At 43.9% G+C, this 22,764-nt stretch carries 25 protein-coding genes, 2 pseudogenes and 1 CRISPR repeat array; of the genes and pseudogenes, 6 read left to right on the forward strand and 21 right to left on the reverse strand.

Features of this window, described 5'->3' with window-relative positions; genetic code table 11:
• The first annotated feature begins 198 nt into the window (after positions 1 to 198).
• Entirely contained in the window at positions 199 to 1,845 is a 1,647-nt protein-coding gene (locus H525_RS0113150) for an IS1634 family transposase (protein WP_035101069.1), read from the forward strand.
• Between the two features lie 106 nt (positions 1,846 to 1,951).
• Positions 1,952 to 2,241, forward strand: a pseudogene (locus H525_RS26400) (IS110 family transposase); the annotation flags it as partial.
• 33 nt (positions 2,242 to 2,274) lie between these two features.
• Positions 2,275 to 3,249: a CRISPR direct-repeat array (repeat unit 30 nt; unit sequence GTTTCAATTCCTCATAGGTAGTCTAAAAAC).
• Positions 3,250 to 3,305: 56 nt separating this feature from the next.
• On the opposite strand, the gene H525_RS29595 reads toward H525_RS26400, so the two are convergent.
• A complete protein-coding gene (locus tag H525_RS29595) occupies positions 3,306 to 3,563 on the reverse strand; it encodes a cyclic nucleotide-binding domain-containing protein (protein ID WP_027416587.1) in 258 nt (85 codons plus the stop codon).
• Between the two features lie 299 nt (positions 3,564 to 3,862).
• Here H525_RS29595 and H525_RS0113170 point away from each other — a divergent pair, with 299 nt between their 5' ends.
• Together H525_RS0113170 and H525_RS0113175 are read left to right on the forward strand one after the other, a co-directional pair.
• Positions 3,863 to 4,489: an HlyD family secretion protein gene (locus H525_RS0113170; RefSeq protein WP_027416588.1), complete on the forward strand. Its 627-nt coding sequence runs from the start codon at positions 3,863 to 3,865 to the stop codon at positions 4,487 to 4,489.
• Between the two features lie 11 nt (positions 4,490 to 4,500).
• Entirely contained in the window at positions 4,501 to 6,207 is a 1,707-nt protein-coding gene (locus H525_RS0113175) for a DHA2 family efflux MFS transporter permease subunit (RefSeq protein WP_081413394.1), read from the forward strand.
• Between the two features lie 301 nt (positions 6,208 to 6,508).
• Here the strand turns inward: H525_RS0113175 and fba are convergent, their stop codons facing one another.
• The 20 genes and pseudogenes from fba to H525_RS0113275 all read right to left on the reverse strand — a co-directional run bounded on the left by fba (position 6,509) and on the right by H525_RS0113275 (position 20,548).
• On the reverse strand, positions 6,509 to 7,366 hold the full coding sequence (gene fba, locus H525_RS0113180; protein WP_027416590.1) for a class II fructose-1,6-bisphosphate aldolase: 858 nt from the start codon (positions 7,364 to 7,366) through the stop codon (positions 6,509 to 6,511).
• Positions 7,357 to 8,313, reverse strand: a complete 957-nt coding sequence (locus tag H525_RS0113185) for a sugar kinase (RefSeq protein ID WP_027416591.1) — start codon at positions 8,311 to 8,313, stop codon at positions 7,357 to 7,359. The genes fba and H525_RS0113185 overlap by 10 nt, the downstream gene beginning before the upstream one ends.
• An 18-nt stretch (positions 8,314 to 8,331) precedes the next feature.
• On the reverse strand, positions 8,332 to 9,327 hold the full coding sequence (locus H525_RS24025; RefSeq protein ID WP_342664288.1) for an ABC transporter permease: 996 nt from the start codon (positions 9,325 to 9,327) through the stop codon (positions 8,332 to 8,334).
• Positions 9,328 to 9,347: 20 nt separating this feature from the next.
• On the reverse strand, positions 9,348 to 10,349 hold the full coding sequence (locus tag H525_RS0113195; RefSeq protein WP_027416592.1) for a LacI family DNA-binding transcriptional regulator: 1,002 nt from the start codon (positions 10,347 to 10,349) through the stop codon (positions 9,348 to 9,350).
• 505 nt (positions 10,350 to 10,854) lie between these two features.
• Positions 10,855 to 12,243 (reverse strand): sensor histidine kinase, encoded by a 1,389-nt coding sequence (locus H525_RS0113205; RefSeq protein WP_035101058.1) that lies wholly within the window; start codon positions 12,241 to 12,243, stop codon positions 10,855 to 10,857.
• Positions 12,244 to 12,253: 10 nt separating this feature from the next.
• Positions 12,254 to 12,931, reverse strand: a complete 678-nt coding sequence (locus tag H525_RS0113210; RefSeq protein ID WP_027416594.1) for a response regulator transcription factor — start codon at positions 12,929 to 12,931, stop codon at positions 12,254 to 12,256.
• A complete protein-coding gene (locus H525_RS0113215; protein WP_027416595.1) occupies positions 12,928 to 13,911 on the reverse strand; it encodes a YncE family protein in 984 nt (327 codons plus the stop codon). Before H525_RS0113215 ends, H525_RS0113210 begins: the two co-directional genes overlap by 4 nt.
• A 63-nt stretch (positions 13,912 to 13,974) precedes the next feature.
• Positions 13,975 to 14,649 (reverse strand): ABC transporter ATP-binding protein, encoded by a 675-nt coding sequence (locus H525_RS24030; protein WP_051331025.1) that lies wholly within the window; start codon positions 14,647 to 14,649, stop codon positions 13,975 to 13,977.
• A gap of 2 nt (positions 14,650 to 14,651) precedes the next feature.
• Positions 14,652 to 15,497 carry an ABC transporter permease gene (locus tag H525_RS0113225; protein WP_027416596.1) on the reverse strand — a complete coding sequence of 282 codons (846 nt, stop codon included), beginning with the start codon at positions 15,495 to 15,497 and terminating at the stop codon, positions 14,652 to 14,654.
• Positions 15,494 to 16,087 carry a nitrous oxide reductase accessory protein NosL gene (locus tag H525_RS24035; RefSeq protein ID WP_051331026.1) on the reverse strand — a complete coding sequence of 198 codons (594 nt, stop codon included), beginning with the start codon at positions 16,085 to 16,087 and terminating at the stop codon, positions 15,494 to 15,496. Before H525_RS24035 ends, H525_RS0113225 begins: the two co-directional genes overlap by 4 nt.
• 22 nt (positions 16,088 to 16,109) lie before the next feature.
• On the reverse strand, positions 16,110 to 17,387 hold the full coding sequence (nosD, locus tag H525_RS0113235; RefSeq protein ID WP_027416597.1) for a nitrous oxide reductase family maturation protein NosD: 1,278 nt from the start codon (positions 17,385 to 17,387) through the stop codon (positions 16,110 to 16,112).
• Positions 17,388 to 17,415: 28 nt separating this feature from the next.
• Positions 17,416 to 17,655: a hypothetical protein gene (locus H525_RS24040; protein WP_035101063.1), complete on the reverse strand. Its 240-nt coding sequence runs from the start codon at positions 17,653 to 17,655 to the stop codon at positions 17,416 to 17,418.
• Positions 17,652 to 18,203 (reverse strand): 4Fe-4S binding protein, encoded by a 552-nt coding sequence (locus tag H525_RS24045; protein ID WP_051331027.1) that lies wholly within the window; start codon positions 18,201 to 18,203, stop codon positions 17,652 to 17,654. Before H525_RS24045 ends, H525_RS24040 begins: the two co-directional genes overlap by 4 nt.
• A gap of 66 nt (positions 18,204 to 18,269) precedes the next feature.
• Positions 18,270 to 18,326, reverse strand: a pseudogene (locus tag H525_RS28670) (hypothetical protein); the annotation flags it as partial.
• On the reverse strand, positions 18,305 to 18,805 hold the full coding sequence (locus H525_RS0113250) for a hypothetical protein (protein WP_027416598.1): 501 nt from the start codon (positions 18,803 to 18,805) through the stop codon (positions 18,305 to 18,307). The pseudogene H525_RS28670 and the gene H525_RS0113250, both read right to left, overlap by 22 nt.
• A gap of 248 nt (positions 18,806 to 19,053) precedes the next feature.
• Positions 19,054 to 19,284 (reverse strand): AMP-binding enzyme, encoded by a 231-nt coding sequence (locus H525_RS0113255; RefSeq protein ID WP_027416599.1) that lies wholly within the window; start codon positions 19,282 to 19,284, stop codon positions 19,054 to 19,056.
• 149 nt (positions 19,285 to 19,433) lie between these two features.
• On the reverse strand, positions 19,434 to 19,691 hold the full coding sequence (locus H525_RS0113260) for an AMP-binding protein (RefSeq protein WP_027416600.1): 258 nt from the start codon (positions 19,689 to 19,691) through the stop codon (positions 19,434 to 19,436).
• Positions 19,670 to 19,885 (reverse strand): ParB N-terminal domain-containing protein, encoded by a 216-nt coding sequence (locus H525_RS28675; RefSeq protein ID WP_027416601.1) that lies wholly within the window; start codon positions 19,883 to 19,885, stop codon positions 19,670 to 19,672. Before H525_RS28675 ends, H525_RS0113260 begins: the two co-directional genes overlap by 22 nt.
• A 37-nt stretch (positions 19,886 to 19,922) precedes the next feature.
• Positions 19,923 to 20,279, reverse strand: a complete 357-nt coding sequence (locus H525_RS0113270) for a type II toxin-antitoxin system HicB family antitoxin (RefSeq protein ID WP_027416602.1) — start codon at positions 20,277 to 20,279, stop codon at positions 19,923 to 19,925.
• Positions 20,280 to 20,323: 44 nt separating this feature from the next.
• Complete coding sequence (locus H525_RS0113275; RefSeq protein WP_027416603.1) at positions 20,324 to 20,548, reverse strand: type II toxin-antitoxin system HicA family toxin; 225 nt, start codon at positions 20,546 to 20,548, stop codon at positions 20,324 to 20,326.
• Positions 20,549 to 21,364: 816 nt separating this feature from the next.
• Between H525_RS0113275 and H525_RS0113280 the strand changes: the two genes are divergently transcribed.
• Positions 21,365 to 22,309 (forward strand): 1,4-dihydroxy-2-naphthoate polyprenyltransferase, encoded by a 945-nt coding sequence (locus H525_RS0113280; RefSeq protein WP_027416604.1) that lies wholly within the window; start codon positions 21,365 to 21,367, stop codon positions 22,307 to 22,309.
• A 237-nt stretch (positions 22,310 to 22,546) separates the two neighbouring features.
• Positions 22,547 to 22,764, forward strand: a 218-nt coding sequence (gene tnpA / locus H525_RS0113285) for an IS200/IS605 family transposase (protein ID WP_035101066.1), incomplete at its 3' end; no start/stop codon positions are given.

Here is a 22,764-nt window from a genome sequence, read left to right on the forward strand (position 1 = left end):
GGGTTCGACAGTAACCCTCTAAAAGTAGGCACCCCTTTGGATGCTGTGGATAACTAAAATCCTTATGTGTCGCGGTTTTTGGGACTTTTCCACAGGCACTAAAATACTAAAAAACCTAAAAATATGTAGGCACTAAATTTTTGTGGATAACTCCGCTTTTTATTGTATTTTCTGTGGTATACATTGTATCATGTAGTTATGTACATACGTCAAATTTCTCGCAAAAACAAAAATGGAACCGTCACCCGGTATGTTCAACTCGCGCACAATGAACGCAATTCAGTTACAGGAACACCGCAAGCGAAGGTGCTTTATCATTTTGGTCGTGCCGATGAATTGGATACCGAGGGACTCAAGCGCTTGGCCGCCAGTATTCATCGTTTTATCGGTGAGCCTCTTTCTTCCGGTTCACCAGAACCTCGCTCAGCATCTGTGACGATGCTGAAATCTAAAGCCCTTGGCGGTACGTGGTTGCTTGACCAACTCTGGAAAAAGCTTGGCATCGGAGCAGCAATCACCAAGCGATTGGCGGATCGAGAGTATCGCATACCAGTGGAACGCGCGATCTTTGCCATGGTGGCCAATCGAGTTCTTGATCCAAGCAGCAACTTGGCTATCGAGGACTGGATCGACCGCGAGGTCGTCATTCCTGATCTTCCGGCTTTTGAAGTTCAGCACGGGTATCGAGCCATGGACTTTCTCTTGGAGTCGGATGAAAGCATTCAACGCGAAGTGTTTCACGCGGTAGCGGATTTGCTCAATCTCGAAGTCGATCTACTTTTTTTCGATACGACCTCCACGTATTTTGAGACCGAAGAATCAGAAGAAGACGAATTTCGCAAAGCCGGATATTCCAAAGACCATCGTCCGGATCTGCAGCAGGTTGTGATCGGCTTTGCTGTTACCCGTGATGGCATCCCAATCCGCTGCTGGGTCTGGCCGGGCAACACCTCGGACATGAGTGTGGTACCGGAAGTAAAGAAAGATTTAATCGGCTGGAAGCTCGGTCGTGTCATCACGGTCGCCGATCGCGGCTTTTCCTCCAAAGACAACTTGCGTGTACTACAACAAACTGGCGGGCACTACATCGCCGGAGAAAAGATGACTTCCGGTAAACCCACTGTCGAAGTGGCATTGGCTCATCCGGGACGCTTTAAGACCATCCGCGGCAACCTGGAAGTCAAAGAAATTATTGTCGGCGATGGTGAAGCACGCAAGCGTTACGTACTTGTCCGTAATCCGGAAGAAGCCAAACGGGATGCGGCGCGGCGAGAAGCACACTGGAAGCAACTACGTGAAGAACTTGCCCGGCTTAAGGAACTGGACGGCGACGCGCACACCAAGGCACACTGCCGACTTCACAGCCATGTGACCTATAAGCGTTATTTGAAAATCGACAAGCGTGGCAATCTGCGAATTGACCTGAACGCTGTCAAAGCGATGGAGCACTTGGATGGTAAGTACTTACTACGTACGTCAGATGATACGCTATGCACCGAAGACGTTGCGATTGGTTACAAGCAGCTCTTGAAAGTAGAGGCGGCCTTTCGGACGCTGAAGCAATCGCTAGAACTGCGGCCTGTCTATCACCGGAAAGAAGAACGGATTCGCGCTCACGTGCTACTATGTTGGCTTGGATTAATGCTCATTCGAATCATAGAAAACCAAACCGGCAGAACGTGGGGCGATGTCCGGTCACTTATGCAAATGTTGCATCTGGTTGAGTATCAGTTGGATGCTGGGAAGCTATGTCAGCGAACCGAACTGACGGAAGAACATAAGGCAATTGTTTCGGCTCTGGAAATTAAAGAACCCCAGCAAATATGGGATATTTCGCTTCTTTGACCCTTGAAATCTGTAGGCACCACACGTAGTTATCCACAACCACCGCATCCCTTGTTCTGTCGGGGGTCGTGGCGGTTTGTATATCTACGGACTGTCGAAACCGGGCTTATCTGAACTGGCCAAACGCAGGGTAAAGAACAAAAAAGAAGACTTAAAGCGTGCATTGAACGGCTTGATGGGTGTTCATCAGAAGCTCATGTTGAAAACCAATTACGCCACATTGACTTTCTGGATGAGAAGATCGAAAAACTGGATGCGGAAGTGAAGGCACGCATGCTTCCTTTTGAGGAAGACCTGGAGTTGTTGGATACCATTCCCGGAATCGGTCGGCGCACGGCAGAGCAAATTCTATCCGAAACTGGAACGGATGTAGAGAATCAGTTCGGTTGCGCTGCCCTAGTCTTAAACAGGAAGAACAAACATGGAAAAGTTTCAATTCCTCATAGGTAGTCTAAAAACTTTGATACGATCAGCAAGAGTCAACGTAGAAAGAACCTGTTTCAATTCCTCATAGGTAGTCTAAAAACGTCATAAAATCTACCCTCTTTTCACCCTTATTAAACAGGTTTCAATTCCTCATAGGTAGTCTAAAAACGGAAAACGTCTGGCGAAGCACCTGCTGAGGTATTCGCGTTTCAATTCCTCATAGGTAGTCTAAAAACATGGTGTGATATCAGGCATTTCTTCTTGAGAAATCCCAGTTTCAATTCCTCATAGGTAGTCTAAAAACGGAATATCTATTATTGGATTTTCTTCCCGAATGTCCTGTTTCAATTCCTCATAGGTAGTCTAAAAACAGAAAGCGACGTTATTTAAACTCGATTAGCTTTGAAGAGTTTCAATTCCTCATAGGTAGTCTAAAAACGTTCCTGACCCGCAGTACGAATACGAAATACAAACGTGTTTCAATTCCTCATAGGTAGTCTAAAAACCATTTTAGTGAGTCGCAGTTCAAGTATTTGAAATCGCGGTTTCAATTCCTCATAGGTAGTCTAAAAACAATCAGATATTCTTCTATGAATCGTTTCTGTTTATCTGTGTTTCAATTCCTCATAGGTAGTCTAAAAACTTCGCCTGACCATCTTATCCGTATCAAAAAGATCAGAGTTTCAATTCCTCATAGGTAGTCTAAAAACTTGAAGCCAAGCTAGGATAGGAGCAAAAACAGTGTCAAGTTTCAATTCCTCATAGGTAGTCTAAAAACTTATCGTGGGCAACATTGAAAGAAGACTCTCTAGCAGTTTCAATTCCTCATAGGTAGTCTAAAAACGGATCCGGACGCTTACTGAAAGAGTGGACAAAGCAGGTTTCAATTCCTCATAGGTAGTCTAAAAACTTTACAATTGACTTTACATATTCTTCTCTGATATTAGAGTTTCAATTCCTCATAGGTAGTCTAAAAACAAAATGAAGTTCCGTCAGACCGCAACATAACATCGGTTTCAATTACGACACAAGTGTCAAAAGACACGCCTTGTCCGAAGCCGATTCATCTCATGACGGAAGTCACGAGTGTTCTCGGCTAATTTATAAATATCGACCAACCCATCAACCAGAATATATAGGTAATCATAAACTTCTCCCTGATTGAACACGACGCTGCCTTTTGGGTGTACACACATTTCCAGATGCCGTAGTATTTCATACGGGCAATATTTAAGCAGTTCGTATATCTCATGATTATTTTCTATAATTTCAATAATCTTATGGAGAGTCATATCTTCCACTCCTCCATTTATAATAGTCAATCAAAGTCCCGTTTCAAAGGACATCCGTCTTGCTTATTAGATATAATACGGTAAAACTGTCTTTAAACCTTCTTGTTTTTAGGAAACCTGTCCTTTTACAAATTACTACGCTAAACTTTCAATCATTTTCCTGCTTATCATAATTAAGCGCCCGACGTTTCTGTTCTTCTAAATTATTTAACAATCTCCTCCAAAAATTATAATTTAGAACGATATGGTAACAATAACTCCATCAAAGTAAAAATTCGTGATGGAGGTTAACTTTTTTTATGAATAATGTCCGCGTAGTCCTCGTTAATATTATTACCTTGATTATTCTTATAGGCGGAGGTATCGCTGCTTTTTATTACTATAATCAATTGCAAAATTATATTTCCACGGACAATGCCAGGGTCGATGGTCAACAAATCACCATTGCTCCCGCAACCGGCGGACAGCTAACGGAGTGGAATGGCCGCGTGGGAAAATCATACAGTGCCGGAGACCGCGTGGGTACTGTCGGCGGAACAGCCCTTACGTTCCCTGTTAACGGGACCATCGTACAGCAGAATGCCGTTCCAAATACATTTGTTGCGCCGGGAACACCACTCGCCCGCGCGTATGACTTAAATAATCTTTTTATTACAGCCAACGTGAATGAAACGGATATTAACGATGTGAAAGTTGGCCAAACCGTAGATGTTTATGTAGATGCATTTCCGGGAACGACGCTAACCGGGAAAGTTGCAACAAAGGGACTGGCCACAGCCGCAACATTTTCCCTTTTACCGGCTTCCAATACCACAGGAAACTATACGAAAGTCACTCAAGTTATCCCGGTCACTATCTCCATTGATTCATACAATGGCCTGGCACTGGTTCCGGGTATGAATGCATCTGTCCGAATCCACAGGTAGGAGGATATTCGATGTCCATTTACTTATTTATTTATATTGTCATCGCTCTACTCATCATTGTAGGGGTCAATCGATTCCTAATACGGAAACATGAAGCACACACCAAACATAGGATTGAGCCCACCCTAACAGGTTCCATTTCCGGTTTTAATACAGAGGATGTCATCACACCAGAAGTCATTAAATATACAAAAGATGATGTCGACAGGGAAGAATTAAGAATGGGGCCTTTAATGGCTGTATTAATACTCGGTATGTTTATTGCCATCCTCAATCAGACGTTAATTAACGTTGCCATGCCCCATATCATGAACGATTTTAATGAATCGGCAAACACCATCCAATGGCTTGTCACGAGCTATATGCTAGTGAACGGTGTACTCATCCCGATTAGCGCTTATTTAATGGAGAGGTTTGGCACAAGAAAATTATATTTAGCCTCTATGATTTTATTTACAATCGGTTCATTGATTTGTGGAATTGCCCCCAACTTTAGCGTGATGTTAATAGGACGAATCATACAGGCAATGGGGGCAGGCGTTCTCATGCCTTTGGTTATGAATGTGTTTCTTACCGTTTTTCCTCCCGAAAAAAGAGGAGCTGCACTCGGAACAGTGGGAATTGCCATGTTTTTTGCTCCGGCAGTCGGACCCACACTATCCGGTTGGGTTGTTCAAAACTATACGTGGCGAATATTATTTTACGGAATGATTCCCATTGCTATTGTCGATATTTTATTAGCGGTCGTATTGCTTAAGGAAATAATGAAACCAACCCTCCCTAAATTTGATCTCACGAGTTTTATTTTCTCCACTCTCGGATTCGGAGGATTGCTGTACGGGTTCAGTGAAGCGGGCAATAACGGCTGGAGCAGCGCGAAAGTCGTTATTGCCTTAATTATAGGCGGTGTTTTTTTAGTGCTTTTTATATGGAGACAATTGATTTCAGACGAGCCGATTTTAGAATTTCGCGTGTTTAAATATAACATTTTTACGCTAACCACTATTGTAAGTTCGACCATTAATATGGCTCTGTTTGGAGGGATGCTCCTTCTTCCTATCTATTTACAAAACATCAGAGGTTTTACGCCCCTTGAATCCGGATTACTGCTGTTACCGGGAGCGATTATTATGGGCGTGATGTCTCCGATTTCAGGTGCCATTTTCGACCGGATTGGCATTCGGCCTCTGGCAGTCGTTGGTCTCACCATTACTGCAATCACGACGTATCAGTTTAGTAAACTAAGCATGGATACACCGTACAGCCACATTTTGACCCTGTATACGGTGCGAAGCGCGGGGATGTCCCTTCTAATGATGACGATTATGACAGCCGGACTGAACCAACTGCCGCGATATTTGACAAGTCATGGCAATGCTATGTCTAATACGATGCGTCAAGTTGCCGGATCGATAGGAACCGCTTTTCTCGTTACGGTCATGTCAACGCGAAGCACGGTTCATCTGGGAGATTACGCAAATAACGCGTCAACCGCCAACCCTTACTTTGTCGAGCGCCTAAACGAAATCGGCCGGGGGCTGGCCTCGCTGGCGGGCCTTCCTGCCCGGGCGGGTCAACCCCTGGCAACCCAGGTGATTTACGGAATGGCCCAACAACAATCTACGATTTCCGGGATAAATGATGCGTTCATCATAGCAACTGGAATAACGGTTGTCGCGTTAGTTTTTTCATTCTTTATAAACAGGGTTGTGCCGTAAAAAAGAGTCCTTTGCGAAGGTCGTTTCGCTATTATTATTTTGCAGCGGATTAACAGTATCCAATGGTAAAGCTTGTACCTGACTTTCCACCGGTTTTGTTGCGTTAATCACTGCTGTCGATGCCATATTGACTACCGGTTTAAGTGCGTTATCCGCATCTGCGGACGCTGTACCAGTTGCTGGTTGAGTTGTTTTATCCGGAGTTGTGGATAATGCACCGCTTGCAGGTTGAGTAGTCTTATCGGCAGCTGTCGATACCGCACTATCTGCAGTTTTGCAAGACTATCAACGGATTTTGTGCCTACAGCCAATTCTGATTCTCGCTTGATAGCAGTCTGATTTTTTCTTTTACTTTTTCTTTCATCGCTTCACGCGCAGGCTTATAAATTTTGCGGATGTCGTATTCGTCCGGATGCTCATCCAGGAAAGTTTTTAACGCTTCCAGGTTAGCGAGTTTGATTTCCGTATCAAAATTAACTTTGTTGATCCCGCAGTGCACAGCTCGCTGAATCATTTCATCGGGAACGCCGGACGACCCGTGCAGCACGAGCGGGATGCCGGTCGATTCTTTAATTTCTTTAATCCGGTTGAAATCGATTTTGATTTCTCCTTGGTAAATTCCATGGGCTGTTCCAACGGCAATAGCGAGTGAATCCGTGTTTGTGCGGCGCACAAACTCCACAGCCTGGTCTACATCCGTGTAAATATCATCTTCTTCAGGGACGATGTCTCCTTCTTTACCACCTATAAAACCAAGTTCTGACTCTACCGATATATGAATCGTGTGCGCGATTTCAACAACTTTTTGTGTCAACGCAACATTTTCTTCAAAAGACTTATCAGAGGCATCGATCATGATAGACGTCAAACCACATCTCACGCACTGGATAACCATGTCCCAATCTTTTCCGTGATCGAGATGCAGAACCACCGGAATTTTTGCTTTTTCGCCCGCGCATTTTCCAAGTGCATACAAATAGTCCAATCCGGCATACTTTATACTCTTCTCGGTTATTTGAATAATAATAGGTGAATTTAATTCTTCCGCTGCGCCAATAACGGCTTGAAGGTTCTCCATATTCGCAAAATTAAAAGCTCCTACTGCATAGTTGTTATCATGCGCATGTCGCAACAGCTCAATTCCAGATACTAAAGGCATAGGTTGTTGCCTCCCTTCTCTCGAATAAATTCTTCCAGCTCTCTGAGTGTCGCGGTTCCTTCCATTGGCCCTTTTTTCGTGGCGGCATAGGCTCCGGCTGCGTTTGCGTATTGTACCGCCTCTCGAATCGATTTCCCCTGATTCAGCAAAGAAATCAACGTCCCAGCGAAACAATCCCCTGCCCCCGTGGGATCCACTTCTTTTATTTCATAGGGCTCTACATCAAAAGAAGATACATCTTCATAAACTCTGCAGCCTCTGCTGCCTCTTTTCACGATAATAGAGCGGACATTTTGCTCAAAAACCACTTGAACAGCCTCGTACTCGTTCCCTATCCCCGTGATTACTTTCAACTCTTCTTCACTTGGAAGAAAAATATCGCAGTTTTTCAAAGCAAAAAGAATAAATTCCCTAATTTTCTCATCTTCCATCGTTTCTTTCCGAATATTAGGGTCAAACGAAATTTGAGCATTTTTTATCTTTGCGATCACAATCGCTTTTTTTATCGTTTCAATCATTTCTTCATTAAATGCCGAACAGCCCATAATGTGAAAGTAATTGCAATTCGCAAATATTTCTTCTTTCACATCATCCCGGGTCATGCAGGACACCGCCGAATCTTTAACGGTGAAAATAAAATCACGATCACCGTTTTCCCTGTAAGTAACGAACGCAATTCCCGTTGTTTTCTCATGTACCGTATCTATAAAACGTACATCTACTTTATCCCGCTGGAGCCGGCCAACATTTAAACGCCCAAACCCGTCATCACCAACTTTGGAAACGATTGCACATGAGCTGCCCATCTTCGTTGCCTGGTCAATAAATATCGCCGGCGCGCCGCTGGGAAAGGGACCGATAAACTCCCCGGTTTCATCAAACGTTTGGCCCACACTTTTCGCCATTATTTCTACTAGAATTTCTCCTATGGTAATAATCTCAGGCATATGTGTTTCCCCTTATTTTTATTTGTTTCTGCTCTTGTTTTGCACATCCACGTAGACCGCGATTAAGATAACGAACCCTTTGACAATAAGCTGGTAAAAATACGATACGTTCATCAGATTCATCCCATTATTAATCACACCAATAATAATGGCGCCAATTAATGTTCCGAGAATTCTTCCGCTGCCGCCGCTGAGACTCGTACCTCCAAGCACAGCCGCCGCAATGGCATCGAGTTCATATCCATTTGCCGCATTCGGTTGAGCCGAATACAATCGGGAAGCGAGAATCAACCCGCTGATTGCGGCCATTACACTGGTGATAATAAACACCCAGATTTTTAACCGCCCTACATTAATCCCTGCATAAATCGCCGCTTCTTCATTTCCCCCGCTTATATAAGCACGCCGGCCGAATTTTGTTTTAGATAAAATAATATGATTGATGACAAACAACAGAAGTAAAAGTAAAATGGGAATTTGAATCCCTAAAAACGACTCATTTCCCAGGGCTAAGAAAGCGCTGTTATCAATCGACACAGGCAGACCGTTTGTCATAATATAGGCAATCCCCCGGAAGATCCCCATGGTTGCCACAGTCACGATAAAAGACGGAATGTTAGCTTTTGAAACAAGCAAACCGTTGAAAGCTCCCAGAATAACTCCAATGATAAGGACAAGCAGGACAACAGCCACAAACGGAATATTTTTCTGTAAAAGCAAAGCCGCAACCGTTCCCGCCAGTGCGATCGTTGACCCAACGGATAGGTCAATCCCGCCTATAATCAAGGCAAAAGTCATGCCGAATGCGCAAATGGCTATAATGGATACTTGGGCAACAATATTTAACAGGTTATTTACCTTTAGAAAATGCGGGGAAGTCAGGGAGAAAAGAATGACCAGCAGGATAAGCCCTGCCAGTATTCCTCCATATGTTTTTAGAAAACTTGTAACCTGCCAAACCTTCTCACTTTCATTTCCCCCTCTTTGAAATGTAATAAAAGATAGCGCTTTCAAAAAAGCTATATGAATACGGCCTAAAACATTGTTTTGACCGAATCCGTTGAAATTAATTGCGTCTTAAGTCTTTGAATCTGCGGGAACCTGCTGTCATCTCCATTCATTCTCTTCAACAGAATTTCCGCCGCCTGTACCCCAATCTCTTTGGACGGCTGTACGACAACCGAAACCGGAGGATTAAACATTTGGAAAAGTTCTGTCTGGTCATACCCGCATAAAGAGATATCTTCGCCCATCTTAAGCCCTTTTTCCATCATTACCTTCATCGAATTGACCGTGATCGGATAATTCGTGGTAAAAATAGCGGTTGGCCTGTCTTTCAGGCTCATTAGCTGATTAAAAGCATCAAGGCCGCCGTCTTTTTTATATTCCGAATAAACGATGTATTCTTCCTTCACTTCAATGTTGTAGTCGTTTAACGCACGGAGATAGCCGTTTAGGCGTTCCTGTGCGGTATAAATTTCTTGTGGACCCGCAATAATTCCAATTTTACGGTGTCCTTTATTAATAATCATTTCGATCGCCGAATAAGCACCGTTTACATTGTCACAAATCACAGCATCCAGTTCACAACCTTTAACAAGGCGGTCCACCAGCACGACGGGAATTCCGCTGTCAACGGCTTCTTTAACGTGTAACTGAGAAGAAGTAACCGGCATGACGATCATTCCGTCTACTACTTTATTCTTTAGATACTGAATCTTTTCTGTTTCCTGTTTAACATTGTCATTGGAACTGCAGACGACAATGCTGTAGTTGAGCGTGTTCAGCACTTCCTCTATTCCTTCGATTACCTGTGTACAAAAAATGTCAGTAATACGGGGAATTAACACACCAACCGAATATGTTTTATTTGTTCTGAGTCCCCTTGCAATCGGGTTAAACGTAAAATTCAGCCGTTCAATCGCCTGTTGAATTTTAATCCGGTTATCGTCTTTAATTTTATATCCATTGATATATCGGGACACCGTGCCCACAGATACTTCCGCAAGTTTGGCTACATCCTTTATCGTGGACATAGATACCTCCCAAAAATTGAAACGATTCAATTTTCATTTCTATTTATTTTTGAAGCGTTTCTATTTATCGTTATGATACTTCGCAAAAAATGCTGTGTCAATATTTAAATTCGCAAGTTTTTTTCGGTTTCTTAAATTAATATCCGTTTTTTAAAACAACCACTAAACTTTTTATTGTTAAATAAATGAAACGATTCAATTTCGAATCAACTGATGTTAATAAAAAAATAGCCTCCCATAAAATGAGAAAACTATAGTGAAACGAAATATACTTGTAAATAGCAGCAGCAAATACGATTCAGGATAAATAAAGCGATGAATGCCCATACTTATTGTAATAATACGTTTGGGGTGAACTGTATGAATCCAACGGTTTCAGATTCCACATTACTTACGGTATTACTTTTTGCCGTTATGTTTTTAATCGCTTATTTTACGGTAAGATATACGAAAAAGAAAAAGAAGGCAAAGTAGAATTGATGCCTATGTTTTAGGGCAGCTGCCTTTACACCTCATATAAAGGCAATGAAATGATAATATCGGTCCCTTTCCCTTCTACACTTTTAATGGTAAATTGCCCGCCATGTAAATAAACAATTTGTTTGACAATCGACAGGCCCAGGCCGCTGCCTCCGTTTTTTCTGTTTCGCGCCTTATCCACCCGGTAAAACCGCTCCCCAAGCCGTTTTACTTCTTCAGGTGGAATGCCAGGGCCATTGTCCGAAATGGTAAGAACAGCCGTTTGTTTTGCTTCTTCGAGACGAACAGAAATATGACTGCCTTCCCCAACATGCCGAATCGCGTTATCCATAATGTTGTGGATCACCTGTTCCAATCGGTTCTCATCAGCGTTGACCACAGGATCCGGATTGATATCTACCGCAAGCAAAATATGTTTATCCCTTAAAATAGGTTTATAATGTTCCAATGTATCTTCGATAAGTTGGGCCACGGGCAGCGGCATACGCTGCAGGGGATATGACTCCCCTTCCAATTGGGCGAGGTCAAGCAGGTCATGCACCAAACACTGCATGCGCCCCGATTCACGATGGATAAGCTGCAAATATTTAAGCCGCTGTGCTTCATCCACCACAATTCCTTCTACCATCGCTTCGCTGTAGCCTTTAATATAACTGAGCGGGGTGCGAAGCTCATGAGACACATTGGCGAGAAATTCTCTGCGTTTGTGGTCCACCTCTTCCAGTGCAGCAGACATGTGATTAAAAGCCAGGCTAAGATTGCCAATCTCATCGCGTGAGGTGACTTTCATTTTTTCTTTAAAATTGCCGACGGCCATCTGCTGGGCAATGTGTTCCATTTGCTGCAGAGGGCGCGTTAAGCGGGATACGATTTGTCTCCCAATGTAAAGCGACAGCCCGACGAAAATCGTTCCGGCTATCAGTAAAATATAGCGCACTTCGCTAAACGCCTCAGTAATCGTTGCGAGCGGCAGGTACATATAGACCACACCGGCAAGCCGTTTGCCATCGAGCAGCGGAACAATAACCGCCATAATTTGTCTGTCAAACCGTTTCTCATACCCTGTCTTTGTAACGGTTCGGCCTGCCAGTAACTGTTCCCGCTCGTTTGCCGTAATCAGGCTATTGTAGTCGACGTCAAATGGAAGGCAGGCACCGAGTTCACTAGGATTTTCTGTAACAAGAATTCTGGCCTGCAACAAGTTATCCAGTTTTTTAACCAATTGCTGAAAGGACGGGCTAAGAGAACCGCCTTTATATTCCGCGGCAATTTTTTTCCCCTGATAGCTTAGCGATGTTTCGACATCATGTACATACAGCCTTTCATACAAGTACTGGGTAAGGCTGTATGTGGTAAGCAGCGTAAAAATAATCCCGAAGCTGACAATCAACCAGATTTTTTGATTCAGTTTCATCGGAAACACCTTAGACCTCGAATTTATAGCCAACACCCCAAATGGTCTGAATAAGTTCTGCATGAATTCCAAGTTTCATTCGCAGCGTCTTTACATGGGTGTCTACTGTGCGCTCGTTGCCGCAATACTCATACCCCCATACGTACTCTAAAAGCTGTTGGCGGCTGAGTACCTGCCCGGTATGCTGGACAAAAAATACGAGCAAATCGAACTCTTTTAATGTGAGCGACATTTGGGTTTCGCCGATGTATACTTTCCGACCTTTAAGATTCAATTGAAGAGGTCCGTAACACTGAAAGTCTTCTTGAACAGGAGAGGCAACCTGCATCCGCCTGAGAATTGCTTCCACCCGGGCGACAAGTTCACGCGGACTAAAGGGTTTCACAACAAAATCATCTGCCCCAATCTTTAGCCCATTTACTTTATCCCACTCCTCCCCTCGGGCAGTAACAAAAATAATGGGTATAGTAGAGGTTTCGCGAATCTTCATGCAGGTGGCAAGACCATCCATTTTAGGCATCATGACATCCAGAATTACAAGGTCGACTGCTGTCTTTTCCAACCGTTGCAGCGCTTCGTAACCATCATTCGCCTGCTGGCAGCAATACCCCTCGGCCGCAAGGTACATTTCTATTAATTCACGCATCTCTGCTTCATCATCTACAATTAAAATGTTATGCTGCTTCACGATGAATCCCCTTCCCGTACAATCATCTGGGTAGGTCCGGAACCGACAGTAATCGTTTTTATGATTTTCAAGCTGTGCAGGTCCACCATATGTACCTGGCCACTATCATAGCTTGAAACATATAAAACATCGTCGTCCATAACCAGCCCAAATGGATTCGCGCCAATTGTCAGTTCTCCTGTAATTTGTCCACTTGCGGTATCAATGCGGCGCAGCATGCCGGAACCGTGGCTAAGTACAAAAACGGTTTTTTTATCGTATGGAACGAACTCTATTGGCATCAGCGGGGCACGAATGCTCCGCAGCTTCTTACCTGTTTCTGTAGAAAAAACGGAAATGTATGGTTCCGGGGCTTCTCCCCTCCCATGTCCTCCTATCCACAACTCTTTTCTTTTTTCCAAAAGCACCCCGCCCATCGGGGATTCGTTTGTTCTATACGTTCCAGAGATTCTCCCATTTTCTGTATCGATTTTCATCACATTTGCACCGTTTAAATTAAAAACATACACCGATCGCCCATCAAGTGAAGGAATTAATGTAAAAGGGGAGCTCCCCGCTTTGTATTCTGTAGTTTCTTTTCCGTCCAACGTCCAGACACGTACGCTGTCCGTCGCTTTGTCAGCGAAATATACGTGCTTTTGATCGGCCGCTATAACGGCGTTTGTTACCCCTTTTCCGATGTTCCATGTTCCGGTCTGCCTTCCTGTAACAAGGTTTACAAGCAGCGCATTTTCTTCGTCTTTACTATACAACAACAAGGTGTTCCGGTTCGGAAGCAACAGCATCCGCTGAAACGGAGCGGTCGGTTTCCAACGGTTTATTTCTTTATGGGTTGTCGTATCAATAAATGAAATGCTATTCTCACTTACGTTAGCTACAATGACCACGGAATGATTGGCTATTTTGGGAAATGTTTGCTGGCCGCAGGCGGTCAACGCAAACAGAATAATAATGAGCGAAAGTTTTTGTACTACCTTCATGGGAATCCTCCCTCTCTTCCTACACTCATTATATTGAAAAAGCGCTATGTAATTTGTGAAACGTTATAGAAAATTTTTGCTCATTTCCAAAAAACGCTGTTCAGGAGTGCGAGAGTCTTCCCGCCATGTGTCCGCGGTTTCATTGGCCAGCAGGTGTCCCCTGTGAATAAGCAAAATGTGATCCGCAACGGCAAGCACATCATGCAGTAAATGGGAGGAAAAAATAATCGTCGCCCCTTTTTCACGGTATCTCTGTACCCAATCTTTCCATTCTTCTACCCAAAAAGGATCCAATCCGTTCCCCGGCTCATCCATCAGCAATACGTCCGGCTTGCCCAGAATCATTTGCGCAAATAACAGTCGCTGCATCATTCCACGGGAGTAAGTGGATGGTTCGCGGTCGGCAACCTCCAGTAACCCTGTGACATCCAACACCTCGTCAACCCTTTGCTTGCGAACCTGTTTTAATTTTGCCAGATACAAAAGCCAATGGCGCGCGCTCACTCCTGTAGGCAAAGATAAATGATCAGGCATATAGCCAACTGTATATTGTTCCATTCCGCTTATTTTTCCACTATCCGGTTTGAGAATGCCAGCAAGCATATAAAGCAATGTACTTTTTCCGGCGCCGTTGCCCCCGCACAGCGCCGTGCACATTCCCGGCACAATTTCTGCTGTAAGAGAGTGTAATGCTGTTTTATTCCCATACGTTTTACTGATTTGCTGAATGTGTATCATGTTTACACCCTCCATTTCAAGCGTCGTACGGTGAATAGTAATGGAACAGCCATATAAAGGATGACCAAGATGATGCTGGCTGCAATTCCTAAAGGAGAGCGAATGATATTTCCCCAATAATAAAAATCCGGGCCATAAATATAACCTTCACCCCGCCAGAAAACAGAGCCGGTTCGAATGGTTTCAATCGGATTTAAAAGCAGCATAGCAACTAACAGGGGCTTCTGCACCCCTTCCGGCGTATAAGGCAGGCCGACAATCATCACCATGCCGTACACATAAACAGCTGTAAACCAGATAATCAGGCTTCCGGCTACTGCACTTAAACGGCTTGCCACCCTGCTCCCAATCCAGAGTCCAATCGCTGTAAAAATACCGGTTAAAAAAATACCGGGCAGTAAAAGGGAGAGCATTTGGCTGAATACGGAATTGTTTTTCGCCAATAGGCTGATCAAGCCGTTAACAACAAAGACTCCGGACAATAAGGCACAGAAAAACGCACCAAAAAGCCCAAAAAACTTACCAACTACATATTGAGAGAGAGTAAGCGGATACGTACGCAGCAAATTGGTCATTCCATCCTTTCGTTCCGCTGAAATTGAGAGGGAAGAAATAAGCAGACTCATTAAGGGGGTGAGCTGAAGCATAATTGTAAACAAAGCTTCGGTCTGTCTGCTAAAACCAACCGATGTCCTGCTTTGAAATACACTGTTTTCCCAGAAAAACATAAAAGCGCTGAGCACGGCAAATAAAACGGCAAAAGCCGCGAGCCAGCGATTGCGCAGCATAATGTGCCACTCATAGCCGGCTACGGCTGTTGCCTTAGGAAAAAAACGTTTCCGGCTCACTGCTTATGTTCACCCTTCATTTGTCCGTTATTTCCATGGCCCTGCATAGGACTGCCATTCATCTGCATCATTCCACCTTGCATCATGCCCTCGTGCTTCATCATTTTACTTTTATCCATTTTCCACTCATGCTGCCGGATATCATTGTAGGTCATAACCTGCCCTATACCTTTTGTTTTTGAAAAGCTTTCTGCAGCCGCCTTTTCTTTAAACGCATGCATGCCATACCCCATCGGGGTTGGAACATCCATGGCAAAAACATACGATGCATCCTTAAGCTGAATCCATTCTTTAGACTGGCTGTCTTCGACAAATTCGGCGGCTACTTTTACGTTCGGGTGGTCTTTTATATACGTTTGCATGCATCCGAGATCATCAAATTTTACGTTTTTTCCATCTTCGGTTATATACTGGGCGGCGTATCCATTGTTTTTAATAGCCATATGGCATTTGGTGCAAGTATCAACGGCCTCGTCAATCGGCTGCGGCTGGGCACTCTCTTTCTGTGCGCACGCCGGTAATAGCAGCACACATAGTAACACACAGAAAAATACAACACTTGTCCATTTCCATTTGTTTTTTTGATACATTTCTTTTTCCCCCTTGTATATTTTATTTAATTACACCTGGTGGTGTCATTAACGGATACTCGTCAAACACGGCATGGTCTGAAGCAAGCTGCTCAATAAGCTGCTGTAATGGGCTTGCGTAGAAAATGCCGAGCAACGGATTATTTTCAATCACTTTCAGCATATCGTCAACCAGCCGATAAGGGCTGTCACCGATGCCGTTCCTGTCAAAGTCCCATCCTTTGTAGTCGTCCCAATAGTTGCCGGTTTTTTGCTGACTCCACACATTTGCCGGCCAATCTACGCTGCCCCCAATCTGGCGAACATTGCCGATAAACGTATTACGGGTAAAATGGGTTGCTTCAATTTGGCCAATCCGCTTAACTCCTATGGCATTTTGCGAAATGATATTATCCTCTATTCTTGTATGATCTGCTCCATCCAGGGCGATGCCCGCCGTATTATTTAGCAGTTTATTTTCTTTAACGGTACAACGCAGTGTATCCACTAAAAAAAGCCCGCAGCCTTTCACATGAAGCTGCCTGAAGAATTCATTGTTTACAAGAAGGATATCTTTTGCGGACATAACCATCGCACCAATTACACTGTCCGTTGTCTGGTTAGCAATCAACTGATTTCCGTCGGAAAACATCAGATGGAACCCGTAGCGGGAACGCTTCACCGCATTATATTCAACCTGATTATTCATTGTTTGGTCAAAATAGATTCCATCCTGTACATCAGCCATTGTATTATGTAAAATCTTGTGCCTACCGCCTCTGGAAATTTGAATGCCATTACCTCTTTCAGCAAGAGGCATCTCCGGATTTCCATAAATCAGATTTTCTGATACCGTAGCGCCTGAGCATTTGTTTAGATAGATACCGAATGCGGTGTTTTGTATTTTATTCTTAAAAAGAACGATATCCTTGCCCTGAACCGAGATCCCTGCATCATATGAAGCAACGTTGGCCCCGCTATTTTCAATGGTTAGCCCTTCTATCGCTACATGGTCTGCCCGTATATACAGAACACTTGCCTTCCGGCTTCCCCGAAGGACGGCTCCCTCTTCAGCACGTATTTTTATCGGTTTATAAACGGTGACCGGCCCTTCATATATACCCCGTGAGAGAATTAGTGTTCCCCCTGCCTTTGTCTGATCGATAAGCGACTGCAGCCGCTGGCTGTTCCCGGCATGTGCGCGAGGCATAGCAGCTGTCTTGACGGTAGGGTAAGAGGATACCGTATTCTTGCCGTATGTCTTCTCGCTATAAGCCTTCATACTGCAGGAGGCAGTGATCAGGGCTGAGATGACCAACATGTGAAGAATTCCAATTATCTTTATGCTTCTATGCATCTTCACACAGATCCGCATCTTTTGGTTTCATTCGGCCAGTTATTCTCTTTCTTCCCTTAAACAGAATAAAACCGGCGGCTGCCAAACCTGCAATCGAGCACCCCATGCCGCACGATCCGCATGTACCCGTACACAGATTGCTTGCCTGGCCGGCGTAACCTGCCATGGATGAAACAACCGTGACACCTGCAGCCCCCATTCCTGTGATAAGACCGGTCACTTTCTCTTTCATCCCTTATGCCCCCTTTCCTGAACTTGTGGATGAAGTTCGTGTTCAGCTGCATTTGCGGTTGTCGACCAACCCCTCTTTCCACAGCCGTATGAAATTGCTGCTGTGGGGCAGGAAGCCTCACACTGGCGGCAGGTAATGCAGTTTAAAATTTCATATTTTATCTCTTTTTCTTCTTTTCGAAGGGCACTCATTGGACAAGCCTGTACACAGGAAGAACAGGCGGTACACTTTTCCTTTTCATATCGAAGTTTATATGTAAAGCCGAAACGCGCGCCTACGCTGTGTACAGCACTCTGAATCGAACCGACCGGACAAAGAAAACTGCAGTACCCCCGGCCACCTTTTGTCATTAGACCGAATAAAACGAGCCAGAAAAAACCGGTTAAAATTGTCGTAGAACCCACTACTCCGATATTTCCAAAAACAACTCCTGTACTAAGCCGCTCTAAAAAACTATAATCACAATACGCACAGGCAATGCTGCCCGAAAAAAATGGGACAAGGAGAAATCCGATTAAAAATCCGTAGCGGATTGGCACGGTATTCATGAAGGAAGACCAGTCAATCTTCCACCTTTTGGGCCAGAGGCGGCTTATGTATTCCGGAATCGCTCCGGCTGCACAGAGTCGGCTGCAAAAAAAGGGGCCGATTATAAAGGCACTTGCAAGCACATGTGGTCCGTTTTTTGGTCGATGAACTGCACAGTGCCGCTGCACACCTCATAACGTTTGCACCTATTGGATGGAATATTCAGATTTAGAGCGAAATAAAAATCTTTTTGCGGGGCAAGGGTTTGACTGGATTTTCCGGTTTTCTCATCAAAACCGGGCAAGTCAGTTTCCACATGTGTTTCCCCAATGAAATCTCTAAGCTTGATTTGAACTTGATGCGGCTTTCCATCAGCAAAGGTTAGTCCTTTTTTGTGTCCGCTTGAGAAGGAAACACCTCCAGGCTGCAAAAGGTATTTAGGCCATCCTTGATTGGCCAAATCAACAACAGCCACCTCCGTTTTTTCCGAAATAGTTCCGCTAAAGCTTCCCCGTTCCGCCCCCATAGCTTTGTTATAATAGCTTCCGCCTAAAGTTATGCCAGCCATCACAACAAAAAAAACCGTTTTCATTACGCGAGAAGTTCCGATCCGATTCTTCATAACGCTCCCCCACCAAAGTTTTCATTACAGGATTAAAATACTTAAATAATGTGTGGAAACCGTGCGTAAAATGTGTGAGAAGTATGAAATGAAAATGGCGTTTTCGTGACAAGGACAACCCAAAGTAAGACATAAAAAGCTCCGTATTTTGCTTACATAGCAAATACGGAGCTTTTAACTCGTAAAAAGAATTAATATTTAAATTTTCGTCTGCTCGTTTTCCCAATATCGTTCCCACAGCACGACTTTCAATATTTTCCCGACGGATTTCGCGGAAGTTCGCTGACAAAATCAACAGACTTTGGTTTTTTGTAGCCCGCGACTTTTCCTTCACAATAACGAATCACTTCCTCCTGCGTTAGACAGCTCCCCTCACGCGGAACAACGACCGCTTTAACCGACTCTCCCCACACCGGATCCGGTACACCGATGACAGCAACGTCTAAAATGTTCGGATGCGCATATAAAACCTTCTTCAATTTCGCGCGGATAAATATTCACGCCCCCGCTAATCAGCATATCCTTTTTTCGGTCTACAATATAATAGAACCCTTCTTCATCCTGCAACGCCATGTCCCCTACCGTAAAATACCCGTTAAAAAAGAACGCTTTGTTTGCTTCTTCGTTCTTATAACACGATATACTCAACCTCTGAACGGACAAGACGATAATTAATGGGTACAATAATCACGCCGATTTTAGCAAAGACTGCTATGATTTCAATATAGGCTGCATGATTTTTAATCATGACAGCCACCTTATCTCCTTTTTGATATCCTTTTTGCAAAAAAGCATTAGCGAGCTTATTCGCGCGTGTATTCAGTTCACCATATGTCCACTCTTGTTCCTGGAAAATGACACGATTTATTTTTGTATTTTTCTGCATTTTGTTTCAAGATTGCGCCAAAAGTAAGCATATTGTCCGCTAACGTCCTGTCTTCTCATTCCAAACAAGCGTTCTACATAGCCGAACTCAGCGATAGAATGTTTCAGCTTCTCATATTCCGGGTCGCCTTGTTGTAAGTCTATCCGCGGGTTATACGGTGCTGGGTTTATTAACGTAATTTTTCTAATATCCATAGTTGTCACCTCCAAGGCAAAATAAAAAGCCGCTCCATCAGGAACGACTTAATTTGTGTAGCACATATTGATTTAAGGATACACCTTCTTTAGCTGCCATTATGACCAGCTGCCGATGTAAGCTTTTGGGAACGCGCACAACGAATTTTCCGCTGTATTCTTCCTCTGTCATAGGTTCTGGAATAGAGTCGCCATGTTCCAGTTTCGTTTCTAACCAGCCTTCCATAGCTTCTCGAATACTTTCGTACGCTTCTTCTACAGTATCACCATGACTTTGGCATCCATCTAATTCCAAAACAGATGCATAGTAATATGGTTCAGGTCCATCATTGATTAGCTGTAGTTGAATGGTATACGGTAAATCCATGTAATAATTCAAGTCTTTGTTTGCCATAATATCGCAGTGAGGATAGAATGATTTTTAAGGAGGGGGAGCGGCTACTCCCCAATCCTTGCTAGTACGTCTTTCACGTACACCGCCTTTACTGGATTAGATTCTTTAATGATGATTACATCGCCGGATGCATTTCGGAAATTTCGGTGGGAGCCGTTTTTCCTTACCAATATGTATCCGTGGTAGTTCAACGCCTTTGCGATTTCATCGAAGCTAATTCCGTTTGGGCGGTTTTTCATTTTCCGAATTAGCTTTTCTATCCTCGCCATTGTTCACCTCCTGTAATTATAGTACCATATATGATACTATTTTTCAAGAAGTTTATTTGATTAATCCTTATTAGTCAGTATCCGGGCCGCTTATCTCAACTCGCCCCAACGATCCCTCGTAAGGCCACTTGTTCTGATATAGGTTAAAGTAGCAGGAGAATCCTCTCCTCTAACCCTATGACAATTTCCCTTATCCCTTCGCGCCGTGCCAGTTCTTCATGCAATTCACAGGTCGGAACATTTGATAAATCCGTAGTCCGGTATATTATTGACCGATCCAGATTCGAATTCCGCTTCAAGTTCTTTTGAAAGACTGTTCTAATATTTGGACGGTCTTTTTTCTTTCTCTACACTCTGAATGACCCTATACTTTTGATGTTATTAGTCTAAAAAGCCAACCACTATGCGGGCAGGACTTCCCTCATTTAATCCTCATACATATTCCACGCCAGGTTTCTCAAGTCCTGCTCCACTCGCTACACAGCTTCCAATCCGGGCTCCAAGTCGAAAAATGCCATCTGCCCGTCACGCTCTTTCAACCGGCATGCCCGGTACTCGTCCCACTGCGGACAACTTTCTACCTTTCCGATATGCATGTCAAACCAAATATGCTATACTTCCGGATTGACACCATTGCTAAATTTTTCTACACTAATTATGGAGAAGCAGTAGTATTTACTTTGATTTGTGAAAAAAGTAACGTACGATGGTAAGCGTTAATTCTGATCCTCTCACAAATTCACAATTCACAAATTCACAATTCACAATTCACAAGTTCACTATAATGACCTGCACGGAAAAGGAAGCGATTTCAGAATGCATGAGGATTTAAAAACAAATACACAGCACGCGGGGACCTCTTCAAACCAGTTGAAAAGTGTCAAAGTATGGTGGAGGCTGCTGCGCCCGCATACACTAACCGCCTCTTTTATCCCTGTTTTGATTGGAACGGCACTGGCGGTCAAAGCCGAGCATATCCATATCTGGCTGTTTGGGGCAATGATGCTGGCGAGCATTCTGATCCAGACAGCAACGAATATGTTTAATGAATATTATGACTTCAAGAGAGGCCTGGATACCTCCGAATCTGTGGGGATTGGCGGCGCCATCGTACGGGAAGGAATCCAGGCGAAAACAGTGCTGCGGCTGGCCCTGTCTCTTTTTGCGGCAGCCGTACTGCTTGGCATCTATGTTTGTTTTAACAGCAGCTGGTGGATTGCGGTAGTTGGGTTGATTTGTATGACAATAGGCTACCTCTATACCGGCGGTCCCTATCCAATCGCATACACACCTTTTGGCGAACTGGTTTCCGGCTTTTTTATGGGATTTATTATTATTGTGATGTCCTTATTCATTCAAACCCATTTTATCACACTGGAGAGTATTCTTATTTCCATACCGACTGCCATTCTAATCGGCGCCATTCTCATGGCTAATAACATTCGTGATTTTGACGGTGACAAACAAAATGGGCGCAGGACTCTGGCCATCATTCTTGGTAAGAAAAAAGCGGTTCAATTTCTCACCGGCATGTTTGCCGTTTCTTACGTATGGATTGCCTTCATCGCCATCCTGCACCTGGCGTCTTCCTGGGTACTGCTCGCGTTTACCAGCATCCCGAAAGCCGTCAAAGCTTCACGCGGCTTCTACGGCAAGTCATCGCCGCTTGAAATGATGCCCGCTATGGAAGCTACCGCTCAAACGAACACATTGTTTGGCTTTCTGCTTGCGTTAGGGATTTTGCTGGCCAATTGGATATAGTGAGCTTCAAGACATACTTCTCGCTAAACGTATGCCGGTACGTCTTCTTTTATGAATTAGCCGAGAACACTCGTGACTTCAGTCATGAGTGTTCTCGGCTTCGGACAAGGCGTGTCTTTTGACACATCAATTGTCCGACATATGTTGACTTGTCTATTAACAAAAAAACACTGATATTTAGCAATAATAACTTAAAAAATATTTGACATATGTTATCCTGTGATTGAGGTGGATAACATGGCAGAAGTCAAACATGGTAGAGGATATGTGTACTCTATCCAATACCATATTGTATGGTGTGTGAAATATCGCCATAAAGTGTTGCTTGGCGATATAGATATAAGGTTAAAGGAAGTACTCAATCAAATTGCTACAGATAATGGTTTCACGATTTCAGAAATTGAAAGTGATTGTGACCATGTTCATCTCTTGGTTGATTGTAATCCACAACATTC

Source organism: Aneurinibacillus terranovensis DSM 18919, assembly GCF_000430625.1.
Classification (GTDB): domain Bacteria; phylum Bacillota; class Bacilli; order Aneurinibacillales; family Aneurinibacillaceae; genus Aneurinibacillus_B; species Aneurinibacillus_B terranovensis.

Bases quoted from the DNA above. Each gene is read 5' to 3' on its own strand.
- H525_RS0113150 (WP_035101069.1), top strand. From the start codon at position 199: ATGTACATACGTCAAATTTCTCGCAAAAACAAAAATGGAACCGTCACC.
- H525_RS29595 (WP_027416587.1), bottom strand. From the start codon at position 3,563: ATGACTCTCCATAAGATTATTGAAATTATAGAAAATAATCATGAGATA.
- H525_RS0113170 (WP_027416588.1), top strand. From the start codon at position 3,863: ATGAATAATGTCCGCGTAGTCCTCGTTAATATTATTACCTTGATTATT.
- H525_RS0113175 (WP_081413394.1), top strand. From the start codon at position 4,501: ATGTCCATTTACTTATTTATTTATATTGTCATCGCTCTACTCATCATT.
- fba (WP_027416590.1), bottom strand. From the start codon at position 7,366: ATGCCTTTAGTATCTGGAATTGAGCTGTTGCGACATGCGCATGATAAC.
- H525_RS0113185 (WP_027416591.1), bottom strand. From the start codon at position 8,313: ATGCCTGAGATTATTACCATAGGAGAAATTCTAGTAGAAATAATGGCG.
- H525_RS0113195 (WP_027416592.1), bottom strand. From the start codon at position 10,349: ATGTCCACGATAAAGGATGTAGCCAAACTTGCGGAAGTATCTGTGGGC.
- H525_RS0113205 (WP_035101058.1), bottom strand. From the start codon at position 12,243: ATGAAACTGAATCAAAAAATCTGGTTGATTGTCAGCTTCGGGATTATT.
- H525_RS0113215 (WP_027416595.1), bottom strand. From the start codon at position 13,911: ATGAAGGTAGTACAAAAACTTTCGCTCATTATTATTCTGTTTGCGTTG.
- H525_RS24030 (WP_051331025.1), bottom strand. From the start codon at position 14,649: ATGATACACATTCAGCAAATCAGTAAAACGTATGGGAATAAAACAGCA.
- H525_RS24035 (WP_051331026.1), bottom strand. From the start codon at position 16,087: ATGTATCAAAAAAACAAATGGAAATGGACAAGTGTTGTATTTTTCTGT.
- nosD (WP_027416597.1), bottom strand. From the start codon at position 17,387: ATGTTGGTCATCTCAGCCCTGATCACTGCCTCCTGCAGTATGAAGGCT.
- H525_RS24040 (WP_035101063.1), bottom strand. From the start codon at position 17,655: ATGAAAGAGAAAGTGACCGGTCTTATCACAGGAATGGGGGCTGCAGGT.
- H525_RS24045 (WP_051331027.1), bottom strand. From the start codon at position 18,203: ATGAATACCGTGCCAATCCGCTACGGATTTTTAATCGGATTTCTCCTT.
- H525_RS0113250 (WP_027416598.1), bottom strand. From the start codon at position 18,805: ATGAAGAATCGGATCGGAACTTCTCGCGTAATGAAAACGGTTTTTTTT.
- H525_RS0113260 (WP_027416600.1), bottom strand. From the start codon at position 19,691: ATGCAGAAAAATACAAAAATAAATCGTGTCATTTTCCAGGAACAAGAG.
- H525_RS28675 (WP_027416601.1), bottom strand. From the start codon at position 19,885: ATGGATATTAGAAAAATTACGTTAATAAACCCAGCACCGTATAACCCG.
- H525_RS0113270 (WP_027416602.1), bottom strand. From the start codon at position 20,279: ATGGCAAACAAAGACTTGAATTATTACATGGATTTACCGTATACCATT.
- H525_RS0113275 (WP_027416603.1), bottom strand. From the start codon at position 20,548: ATGGCGAGGATAGAAAAGCTAATTCGGAAAATGAAAAACCGCCCAAAC.
- H525_RS0113280 (WP_027416604.1), top strand. From the start codon at position 21,365: ATGCATGAGGATTTAAAAACAAATACACAGCACGCGGGGACCTCTTCA.